10 protein-coding genes are annotated in these 8,049 nt (G+C 71.8%); 5 read left to right on the forward strand and 5 right to left on the reverse strand.

Annotated features, from left to right (window positions below; translation table 11 throughout):
* Positions 1 to 74 precede the first annotated feature (74 nt).
* Positions 75 to 737 carry a DUF3710 domain-containing protein gene (locus tag AB0C38_RS49110; protein ID WP_360688537.1) on the reverse strand — a complete coding sequence of 221 codons (663 nt, stop codon included), beginning with the start codon at positions 735 to 737 and terminating at the stop codon, positions 75 to 77.
* A complete protein-coding gene (gene dut, locus AB0C38_RS49115) occupies positions 737 to 1,240 on the reverse strand; it encodes a dUTP diphosphatase (protein ID WP_360688540.1) in 504 nt (167 codons plus the stop codon). Before dut ends, AB0C38_RS49110 begins: the two co-directional genes overlap by 1 nt.
* A gap of 24 nt (positions 1,241 to 1,264) precedes the next feature.
* Between dut and AB0C38_RS49120 the strand changes: the two genes are divergently transcribed.
* Positions 1,265 to 1,747 carry a DUF3093 domain-containing protein gene (locus AB0C38_RS49120; protein WP_360688543.1) on the forward strand — a complete coding sequence of 161 codons (483 nt, stop codon included), beginning with the start codon at positions 1,265 to 1,267 and terminating at the stop codon, positions 1,745 to 1,747.
* 138 nt (positions 1,748 to 1,885) lie between these two features.
* Here the strand turns inward: AB0C38_RS49120 and AB0C38_RS49125 are convergent, their stop codons facing one another.
* Positions 1,886 to 2,194, reverse strand: coding sequence for a DUF4193 domain-containing protein (locus tag AB0C38_RS49125; protein ID WP_086676737.1), 309 nt, complete (start codon positions 2,192 to 2,194; stop codon positions 1,886 to 1,888).
* Positions 2,195 to 2,712: 518 nt separating this feature from the next.
* Here AB0C38_RS49125 and cei point away from each other — a divergent pair.
* Complete coding sequence (gene cei / locus AB0C38_RS49130; protein WP_360688546.1) at positions 2,713 to 3,396, forward strand: envelope integrity protein Cei; 684 nt, start codon at positions 2,713 to 2,715, stop codon at positions 3,394 to 3,396.
* Positions 3,397 to 3,500: 104 nt separating this feature from the next.
* Here cei and AB0C38_RS49135 read toward each other — a convergent pair whose 3' ends face one another.
* A complete protein-coding gene (locus tag AB0C38_RS49135) occupies positions 3,501 to 4,319 on the reverse strand; it encodes an inositol monophosphatase family protein (RefSeq protein WP_360688549.1) in 819 nt (272 codons plus the stop codon).
* Positions 4,320 to 4,386: 67 nt separating this feature from the next.
* Between AB0C38_RS49135 and ppgK the strand changes: the two genes are divergently transcribed.
* Positions 4,387 to 5,151 (forward strand): polyphosphate--glucose phosphotransferase, encoded by a 765-nt coding sequence (gene ppgK, locus AB0C38_RS49140; protein WP_360688561.1) that lies wholly within the window; start codon positions 4,387 to 4,389, stop codon positions 5,149 to 5,151.
* Positions 5,152 to 5,360: 209 nt separating this feature from the next.
* The gene (locus tag AB0C38_RS49145; protein WP_360688552.1) at positions 5,361 to 6,764 is read left to right on the forward strand and encodes an RNA polymerase sigma factor; all 1,404 of its coding nucleotides are present in this window, start codon (positions 5,361 to 5,363) and stop codon (positions 6,762 to 6,764) included.
* A 101-nt stretch (positions 6,765 to 6,865) separates the two neighbouring features.
* On the opposite strand, the gene AB0C38_RS49150 is transcribed toward AB0C38_RS49145, so the two are convergent.
* Positions 6,866 to 7,258 carry a hypothetical protein gene (locus tag AB0C38_RS49150; protein ID WP_360688555.1) on the reverse strand — a complete coding sequence of 131 codons (393 nt, stop codon included), beginning with the start codon at positions 7,256 to 7,258 and terminating at the stop codon, positions 6,866 to 6,868.
* Between the two features lie 93 nt (positions 7,259 to 7,351).
* On the opposite strand from AB0C38_RS49150, the gene AB0C38_RS49155 reads away from it, so the two are divergent.
* The gene (locus tag AB0C38_RS49155) at positions 7,352 to 7,969 is read left to right on the forward strand and encodes a hypothetical protein (protein WP_360688558.1); all 618 of its coding nucleotides are present in this window, start codon (positions 7,352 to 7,354) and stop codon (positions 7,967 to 7,969) included.
* Positions 7,970 to 8,049 lie beyond the last annotated feature (80 nt).

Below are 8,049 nucleotides of genomic sequence, written 5' to 3' on the forward strand. Positions count from 1 at the left end.
AGTTCCGGCCCGTGAAGGCCTCCTTACCGGCCATAAGAGCCGGTAAGGAGGCCTTCACGGCTTTGGGTCGAGCGTCAGCCCTGCTCCTGCTGCGCCGCGATGTGCTCCGCGACGGCTTCCGGCAGCGTGATGGTCAGCGGGGTGCGGACCGGCATCGGTGCGTCCCCGCGGTCGACGATCGTCCGGCGGACGATCCCCCGCAGCACCTCCACCGCCGCCGCGGCCTCCGACTGCGGCCCGGCGATGACGCCGCGCAGCATCCAGCGCGGCCGGTCGATGCCGACGAAGCGCAGCGAGACGTCGCCGACGATCGCCGAGATCTCCAGGCCCCACACGCCGCGGCCGATGTTGACCTTGGCGCCGTCGGCCCGCAGCTGCTCGGCCAGCTCGGTGCTGACCTCCCGCCAGAGCCCGCCCGTGCGCGGCGCGGCGTAGGCGCTGACCGTGATCTGGCCCTGCTCGGTGACGACGTGCACGGCACGCACGCCGCCGGTCTCCGGGTCCATCTCGACCTGCACCTGGGAACCGTCCGGCACCGGCACCTTCACCGAGCCGAGGTCGATCCGCGGGACGCCGTCGTCCTCGAAGTCCGCGACGTCGAACGGGCCGTCGGAGACGTCCGACAGCTCGTCGTCCTCGTCGTACGCGTCGTCCTCGATCGTGTCGTCGGCCTCGGGCGCGCCGTGCCTTCCGTCGGACCCGCCCTCGGTCCGCCGCTTGCGTCCGAAAATCCCCACTACTTCTCCGTTCCTTCCCCAGCCCCGGCGCTCGCGGCGAGCGCGTCTGCTCCCAGTGTGGCGTGTCCGCCCGTGGAGCCGTAGCCGCCGGCGCCCCGTTCGGTGGCGTCGAGCTCGGCGACCTCGACGAACTCGGCGTGTTCGACCCGCTGCACGACCAGCTGGGCGATGCGGTCGCCGCGCGTGAGCTTCACCGGGTGCACCGGGTCGTGGTTGATCAGGCAGACCTTGATCTCCCCGCGGTACCCCGCGTCGATCGTGCCCGGCGTGTTCACCACCGAGAGGCCGACCCGGGCGGCCAGGCCCGACCGCGGGTGGACGAACCCCGCGTAACCCGGGGGAAGGGCGATCGCGACGCCGGTGCCGACCACCCCGCGTTCCCCGGGCTCGAGGACGATATCCGAGGTGGTGACGAGATCGGCGCCCGCGTCGCCCGGCCGGGCGTAGGCGGGCAGCGGGACATCCGGGTCGAGCCGGGAGAGGAGTACCTGAACGCTGGACACGGGCGGCGAGATTACTCTCTACCCGTGGGTGAATCTGCGAAGACGGCCGCGAGTGCCGCGGTCCGGCACTCCGAGCGGCTCTACGTGCCGTGGTGGGGCTGGCCGCTGCCGGTGCTGGGTGCGATCCTGCTCGCGGCCGAGGTCGACATGGGCTACCCGGGCGTCCGGGCGTGGCTGCCGTACGTGATCGCGCTGCCGGTCGTCGTGGGGCTGATGCTGTCGCTGGGCCGGTCGAAGGTCCGCGTCACCGGCGGTGACGAGCCGGAGCTGTGGGTGGGCGACGCGCACCTGCCGCTGCGGTACGCGGGCGAGGTCGAGATCTTCGACAAGGAGACCAAGCGCAAGGCGCTGGGCCGCGACGGCGACCCCGCCGCCTACGTGCTGCACCGCGGCTGGGTCGGCCCGGTCGTGCGGATCCGGCTCACCGACCCCGCCGACCCGACGCCGTACTGGCTGTTCAGCACCCGCCACCCCGAGCGCGTCGCCGAGCTGGTCAAGGGCGCCTGAACCCGGACATGTGGAAGGGGGCCGGCCTGCCGGCCGGCCCCCTTGTCCCCAGCGCGCTTCGAGCCCCGCCCCGTCTTGCCCTCGGGGCTCTCCGTCGCGTCTGTTCGTCCCCTGAACCCTGTCCGAGATCCCGCGCGGTCAGGCGCAGTCGCGGCAGATCAGGCGTCCGCCGCTCTCCTCGGCCAGCCGGCTGCGGTGGTGCACCAGGAAGCACACGGAGCAGGTGAATTCGTCCGCCTGCTTCGGCACCACCTTCACGGTCATGTCCTCACCGGAAAGCCCGGAGAGGTCGGCACCCGGCAGCTCGAAGTTCTCGGCGGTCGCGTCCTCGTCGACGTCGACGACGCCGGACTGGTTCTCGTTCCGCCGGGCCTTGAGCTCCTCCAACGAGTCTTCGGCCAGCTCGTCGGCTTCGCTGCGGCGCGGAGCGTCGTAGTCGGTAGCCATGTGTCCCTCACCCCTGCGATCAGCTTGTGTAGTCGTTTTCCCGGACCCCCGGGTGCGCCCGTGAGTCCGCCGTGCCGCTGGTCAACGTTCCAGGGCCGCTGTTTGTGCCCGACGGCCGGAGTGACCGAGGTCTCTCTCGTTTTGGGCCTCGTCCTGCGGCCGGAGCCCGGGAAGGGTAGCTCACGCCCGCGACGGTTCTGCAACGAGTCAGACATTGCCCGGGAATCGTCACCCGACAGGGGGAACCCGCAGGTAAGACGCGTTGTCGTCCATTCGGGTTGCCCCCGGGTGGAGAACTTCACCGGCGGCCCGTGTCCGCTTGCCCCGCCCGGCCCCGCCGTGGTGCGATCGCCGCACAGGGATCGGTCGCCGGCGGGGTCCGCGACCAGGGGCCGGGGATGAGGAAACCAGCGGGGTGACCCGGGACGGTGGTCCCCGGCCGCAGCGCCTAGGCTGATCGGCCACGACGGTGCCGGGTTCGCACCGGTCGGTTTCGGTGTTCGGGAAGGGACGGGCAGGTGGCGTCGGGGAACGGCATCGGGGACCGTGGGGCGCGGCCGTATCGCAAGCACAAGCCGCTGCCCGCGCTGATCGTCATCGGCGTGCTCGCGCTGGGTGCCATCGTCGTCTGGATCAACGCGGCCGTCGGCAAGGGCGACGTCGACGAGGCCGTCCGCTGCGACCCGGCCGCGAGCCCGCCGCCGGGTGTCACGTTCAGCACCCTCCCCCACAACGCTCTCGACGACCGCGCGCCGGTGCCGCCGGACAAGGTCGCCGTGAAGGTGCTCAACGCCTCCAGCACCCGCGGCCAGGGCGGCATCACCACCACGTCGCTGAAGGAGCTGGGCTTCACCGGCACCGGTGAACCGGCCAACGACCCCGCCTACGAGGGCCGCGAAGCCAAGTGCCGCGGCCAGATCCGCTTCGGCGAGAACGGCGTCACCGCGGCCCGGACGCTGAGCCTCGTGGTGCCGTGCGCCGAGCTGGTCCAGGACAACCGCAAGGACGCGAGCGTCGACCTGGTCACGGGCACCCTCTTCGGGGACCTGCGGCCCCGTGCGGAGGCCCGCCAGATCCTCACCCAGCTCGCCGACTGGTCCAAGACCCACCAGGGCGGCGGGTCGAACGAGCAGTCGGCCGGCGCGAAGGCCCCGGTCATCGACCAGACCCTGCTGGCCTCGGCCCACGACGCCGGCTGCTGAGCCCCAGCGCCCCAATGTGGCCTTCGGTGCCTTGAACGCACCCAATGTGGCCTTCGGTGCGTTCAACGCAACCAAGGCCGCCTTGGGGCGCTTGAGCCGGGCCGTCAGACCTCCGCCGCGCCGCAGTCCACCAGGACCTTCCGCAGCGGGTCGGCGATCGACGGCGCCGCCGCGTACGTCGCGTCCGCGCCCAGCTCCGGTGCCGACCCCGGCAGGTGCACCTCAGCGCCCGCCTCCGCCGCGATCAGCGCTCCCGCCGCCCAGTCCCAGCGGTGCAGCCCGTGCTCCACGTAGGCGTCGAGCCAGCCCGCGGCCACCGCGCACAGGTCGAGCGACGCCGCCCCGTTGCGCCGGATGTCCCGGACCCGGCCCAGCAGCTCCGCCGCGAAGCGCGACTGCCGCGTCCGGCGCTCCGCCGAGTACGCGAAACCGGTCCCGACCAGCGTCAGCTCCAGCCGTGCGGGCGCCGACACCGCCAGCCGGCGGCCGTCCAGGAACGCGCCCTGCCCGCGCGCGGCCGACCAGACGCGGCCGCTCGCCGGCTCCACCACCGCGCCGGCCACCGACTCGCCGCCGACCTGCGCCGCCACCGACACCGCGAACCACGGCAGCCCGTAGAGGAAGTTGACCGTCCCGTCGATCGGGTCGACCACCCACGTCACGCCGTCGCCGGCCGCCCCGCCGCCCTCCTCGCCCAGCACCGGGTCGCCGGGCCGCAGCTCGGCCAGCCGCGCCCGCACCAGCCGCTCGGACTCGTGGTCCACCGCGGTCACCACGTCGGTGTCCGCGGACTTCGTGTCCACGGCCACCGACCGCCCCCGCGCCATCCCCTCCCAGGCTTCGCGGACCAGCTCGGCGGCGTCCGTCGCGACCTGCACCGCGACGCTTTTCAGCAACGACTCGTCAACTCCCACGTCCGACATGTCACCACATCCGGTTAAAGTCTCCGAAGCAGGCTTCTGAATCGTGCGAGAAGGGACCACGTCCGTGGTGGAGGCGACCCGCCGAGGTTTCGGCATCGACATCGGCGGCAGCGGGATCAAGGGGGCCTTGGTCGACCTGGACAAGGGAGAGCTGATCGGCGACCGGATCCGGATCGAGACGCCGAAGCCGTCGACCCCGTCGGCGGTGGCCGACGTCGTGCACGACATCGTGACGCAGGCGGGCTGGGACGGCCCGGTCGGCGTGACGCTCCCGGCGGTCGTCAAGAAGGGCGTCGCGCACACCGCGGCCAACATCGACAAGCAGTGGATCGGCACCGACGCCGACGCCCTCTTCGCCAAGCGCCTCGGCCGCGGCGTCGACCAGGTCGCGATGCTCAACGACGCCGACGCGGCGGGCATGGCGGAGATCCGCTTCGGCGACCCCGTCGCGCGCAAGGGCGTCACCGCGCTGCTCACCTTCGGCACCGGCATCGGCAGCGCGGTGTTCCAGGACGGCAAGCTCGTCCCGAACACCGAGTTCGGCCACCTGGAGATCGACGGCCACGACGCGGAGAAGCGCGCGGCCGCCTCGGTCAAGGACAACGAGGGCCTCTCGTACCCCGAATGGTCCAAGCGCGTGCACCGTTATCTGACCGTGCTCGAAAACCTGATCTGGCCCGACCTGTTCATCGTCGGCGGCGGGGTCAGCAAGAAGGCCGAGAAATGGGTGCCACTGCTGGACATCCGCACTCCGGTCCTGGTGGCGTCGCTGCAGAACAACGCCGGGATCGTGGGTGCCGCGGCGGCCGCGAGCGAGGGCATCCAGCACTAGATCCGGCGCCGGATCCGGAGCCGATCAGGGCGCCGGAGCGGGCCGGAGGGTGATCGCTTCGCGACGCATGCGCGTACCGTCGTTACAATGGAACACGGCCCACGGCTGCGGAGGCTAAAACCGCAGGCCGAGGTGTGTTCCCCGAATGTGAGGCAGCAGTGGCCCCCGTGCCGTTGCTCGTCATGATCGACCGCTGCGAAAGGGCGTAAGTGGCAGCCGCAAGAACCGCAACCCGAGGCGGGACGAAGACCGCGACCGCAGCCGGCGAGCCGGCCGAAGAGGCAGCCACCGGGACGGCGAAGCCGGCGGCCCGCAAGACCACCACAGCCAAGAAGGCTCCGGCCAAGAAGGCTCCGGCGAAGAAGCCCGCGACCAAGGGCGCGAAGACCGAAGACGGCGACCCGGACGGTCCCGGCGAGATCGACGAAGCCGAACTCGACACGCCCGACCTGTCGGACCTGGAAGAGGTCGAGGTCGACGTCGTCGACGAAACGGTCACCGAGGAGCCGGCCGCGGCCGACGACGACGATGACGACGACGACGAGTCGGACGAGGAGACCCCGGCGCAGCGCCGTCGTGGCGCCGCCGCCGACAAGGCCGCCGCCGCCAAGAGCTCCGACAACCCGGACTTCGTCTGGGACGAGGAGGAGTCGGAAGCCCTGCGCCAGGCGCGCAAGGACGCCGAGCTCACCGCGTCGGCCGACTCCGTGCGTGCCTACCTCAAGCAGATCGGCAAGGTCGCGCTGCTGAACGCGGAGGAGGAGGTGGAGCTGGCCAAGCGGATCGAGGCCGGGCTCTACGCCGCCGAGCGGGTGCGCACCGCCGAGGAGGAGGGCGAGAAGCTCGTCACGCAGATGCGCCGCGATCTCAAGTGGATCGTGCGCGACGGCGAGCGCGCCAAGAACCACCTGCTGGAGGCGAACCTCCGGCTCGTGGTGTCGCTGGCCAAGCGCTACACCGGCCGCGGCATGGCGTTCCTGGACCTGATCCAGGAGGGCAACCTCGGCCTGATCCGCGCGGTGGAGAAGTTCGACTACACCAAGGGCTACAAGTTCTCGACGTACGCCACGTGGTGGATCCGCCAGGCGATCACCCGCGCGATGGCCGACCAGGCCCGCACCATCCGCATCCCGGTGCACATGGTCGAGGTCATCAACAAGCTCGGCCGCATACAGCGTGAACTGCTCCAGGACCTCGGCCGCGAGCCGACCCCGGAAGAGCTCGCCAAGGAAATGGACATCTCCCCGGAGAAGGTCCTGGAGATCCAGCAGTACGCGCGTGAGCCGATCTCGCTCGACCAGACGATCGGCGACGAGGGCGACTCGCAGCTCGGTGACTTCATCGAGGACTCCGAAGCGGTCGTCGCGGTCGACGCGGTGTCGTTCACGCTGCTGCAGGACCAGCTCCAGTCGGTGCTGCAGACGCTGTCCGAGCGCGAGGCGGGCGTGGTCCGGCTGCGCTTCGGCCTCACGGACGGCCAGCCGCGCACGCTCGACGAGATCGGCCAGGTGTACGGGGTGACCCGTGAGCGCATCCGGCAGATCGAGTCGAAGACGATGTCGAAGCTGCGTCACCCGTCGCGGTCGCAGGTTCTGCGCGACTACCTGGACTGAGTTTCGTTCGGTACCACGGAAGAACCCCGTCACCTCGGTGGCGGGGTTCTTCCGCGTTCAGGCCCGGCTCTCAGTGCAGCGTCCACAAAGGACAGCCGGACTCAGGGCACGGCCAGGCCACGCTCCCGCAACGACTCTTCGACGCGCAGGCGTTCGATCTCGCGGTCCATGCCCTCGGGCAGCTCGGCGAGCCGGTGCGCGACGCCGACCTGGCGGCAGGCCTGGGTGAGGAGCTCGTCGTACGCCTGGCGCGTGCCGAACCGCCGGGCGGCCGGCGTGCCGGACGGGTAGCCGGCGAGCAGCCGGTGCACCCGTCGGAGGTCCGCGGCGACGCGCTCGATCGGTGGGCCTTGCGGCTCGGGCTTCGCGCGCTTCTCCCGCACCCACCGCAGCAGCGCGGGGAACCGCAGGGCGCACCAGAACACCACCGTGGGAGCGAGGCAGACCACGGCGAACAGGATCAGGTTCGCGAGGACGCCGCCGGCGCCGGTCATGCACCGATGATAAGCCCGCGCGACGGTTTCGGGACCCCTCCCCGGCGACTGACGGTAGAACCGTTCCATCACGACTTGCGGGGAGGACCGACTGTGCCGTGCGCGGTGGCGCTCGCCCTCGGCCTGGGCGCGGCGGTCCTGGCCTGGGCCATCTCCGCGTTGGGCGACGGCGCCTGGTTGCTGGGCGTCGTGGCCGCGGTCGCGCTCGTGACGGTGACGATCCACCTCACGGCCCGCGCGCGCGGGGTGGCGGCGCTGGTGCGGCTCCGGCGGGTGCGCCGCCGGCTTCGCGCGGCCGGACGCCACCCGGAGCACGTCTACGCCGTGCACGGCCGGGGCCGCTGGGCCCGGACGACGGCGGGCGGCCTCGAGTTCCTGGTGCACGAGCCCCGGACCCGGTCGCTCGAGCTGCTGGCCTGGTCGTCCGGCGGGCTCGAGCGACGCTGGCGCGCGGGGCTCGCCGAGATCGCCGAAGCCAAGGTCGCGCTGGGCGGCACGACCGGCCGGTGGACCGACCAGTCCGCCGAGCTGGTCCTGCGCATCGGCGACGGCGACCCGATGTCGCTGTGGGTGCCGGGCAACCAGCCGGGGCTCCTGCACTTCGCCTGGTACCTGGACGCCCCGGCCCGCCGCCGTCGCCGCCGCGAGGCCCGCCGAGCCCGGGAAAGGCGCGAAGCCACCCGTGATCAGGGACGCGACTCGCGTGACTGAGCACGTGACTCGCGTGATCAGGGCCGGAACTCGCGAGTTCCGGCCCTGATCACGCGAGTCACGTGCTCAGTCACGCGAGT

This window comes from Amycolatopsis sp. NPDC048633, assembly GCF_040650695.1.
GTDB lineage: Bacteria > Actinomycetota > Actinomycetes > Mycobacteriales > Pseudonocardiaceae > Amycolatopsis.

Excerpts from the sequence above, each read along its gene's own strand:
- AB0C38_RS49150 (WP_360688555.1), bottom strand. The coding sequence starts at position 7,258 with ATGACCGGCGCCGGCGGCGTCCTCGCGAACCTGATCCTGTTCGCCGTG.
- AB0C38_RS49125 (WP_086676737.1), bottom strand. The coding sequence starts at position 2,194 with ATGGCTACCGACTACGACGCTCCGCGCCGCAGCGAAGCCGACGAGCTG.
- AB0C38_RS49135 (WP_360688549.1), bottom strand. The coding sequence starts at position 4,319 with ATGTCGGACGTGGGAGTTGACGAGTCGTTGCTGAAAAGCGTCGCGGTG.